This window comes from Alistipes sp. HGB5, from assembly GCF_000183485.2.
GTDB classification, from domain to species: Bacteria; Bacteroidota; Bacteroidia; order Bacteroidales; family Rikenellaceae; genus Alistipes; species Alistipes finegoldii.
Genome location: NZ_AENZ01000066.1, coordinates 1 through 1944 on the forward strand (window position 1 = coordinate 1; position 1944 = coordinate 1944).

At 43.3% G+C, this 1944-nt stretch carries 1 protein-coding gene; it reads right to left on the reverse strand.

What is annotated here, in order from left to right:
- Nucleotides 1-423 precede the first annotated feature (423 nt).
- Nucleotides 424-1944: tetratricopeptide repeat protein (locus HMPREF9720_RS11515; protein ID WP_050805104.1), on the reverse strand; the 1521-nt coding region annotated here is incomplete at its 5' end.

Sequence of the window (1944 nt, forward strand, 5' to 3'; positions counted from 1 at the left end):
AAAGCACCGCATTAATCGGCGGCATGACGCTGCGCGGACCCTTAACCGTCATTTTCTTTTCCAGATAAACGGACGTGGTTTTCGGTCGTTTCCGATTTGCATACGCTTCAAAGCAAATTCCGGCTCCGATGCAGCACAGCACAAGTAATAAAAGTAATTTTTTCATGTGATAAGATATGTGGGTTAGACAATAGTAAAGTTAGGCTTTCGGTTTCTTCCGATAGCAAAATCAGCGCCGATAAAATCTATTACACAAAGTCACTAAATAATTGATATACAAATAAATAAAAACTGCAAGAATTGTATAAATCTCGCAGTTTTTATAATGTATGCGATAATTGCCTGAAAAACAAAATATTACATGTTAATTTTTTTGGAGTTTTTCAACGGGGGGGGGTAATTTATTTGACAATCAGTGTGTTACTACATTTTCTGAATAAAAAAGTCCTTTTCGGCCGAATCCGACGCCGCAATTCGGGCTTTCAATCTCGATTTGCGGTTGTAGACATTCGATACCGAATCGCCGATTATAACGCTGATGATTTGCGCCGAGAATCCGGCGTAGATGTAACATAGCAAATCTATATCCGCAGGTTTGAATTTCGGGAACTGCTTCCGCAGTTTCACGATGATATTGTCATTTACCGTGTTTACGATCTCCTCCAATTCTTTTTTGGTCGCGGGATTGGATGCAAGGTTCGTAAAGAAGTTTCTCACTTGTTTGTAAATGACCTCCTGCTGCGCTTTTGTATTGTTTCGTTCATAGAACGCCCGGCCGAGTTGGTCGAGGAACTCGAAGCGGGACAACACCAATTCTTTAAGTTGCACCTCCTGTCCCTCCTTGACGGCAAGATGTTCGAGGATGCGGTTTTTTGATGCCCGGATGGTGTCAACGGCCAACATGTAGCGTTCAACCTGCTGCTGCTTTCGTTTCATGCGTTCCCGATAGTAGTAGATCAGGAAAATTGCGACGGTGCAGATCAGCAGTCCGACAATATATTCAAAGTAAGTTCGTACTTTCAGGCGGTAACTCGCAAAAGCAGTTTGCTCTTTATAATATTTCCCCTCGGCGGCGGTTGCTGATTGAGATACCACCATGCGGGATATGGAATCGCTCAACCAGATATATTCGTTGATCGAATTGGCTGCTTCCTCTGAATTTCCGGATGCCAATTCAATTTGAATAGATAGATATGCCAGTTGTGCATCGTCCCGAATATCCTCCGCCAACTCCGAAGCGATATTGAAATAATATCGTGCGCTGTCTATCTTGTGTTGCAGATAATATACTTTGGCTAATACTCTATATTGATAAATTGAAAGACCATCTGGAGCGGTCCGCTCAATTTCCTTTACGGCTTTCAAGGCTTTGGGATAATCGCCCTCATTTACATAAATATCCCCCAAATTGCTTAAACAAGCAATAACCATATCGTTATCTTCCTGCTGTACGGCTGCTTGCAGAGCTTGTGAATAGTATTTCACGGCATTGTCGTTATCGCCCAAACTGGAATAGGCATTAGCGATATTAAGTGTCGCATTATTCATAAACGCAGGCTTGCGTAGTTTTTCCCAAGCGTCATAAGCATTCCGATAATATTCCAGCGCTCCGTTAAAATTCATCTGCTCGGAATAGACCTCCCCGATACGGGAGTATACCAAACCCAGATAATAATTCTTATGCGCCGCGAAAGCGTATTTTTCCGCAGTCAGATAATAGCGCATGGCTTCCTGATAATCGTCGCCGTTTTGATAGATTCGCCCATAGTGATAGTTAATCAGAAACTTCACCGAATCCGAACAAATCCGGTTGTCGTAATACCGGTATGCAATGCGTATCAGCGAATCATCATCGGCATCCACATAATTTTTATCGAGTGCCGCGGAATACAAGAGAGCGTATTTTGCCCGCGTGCTGCGCCGCAGAATCCGGTCGGGGTCAAT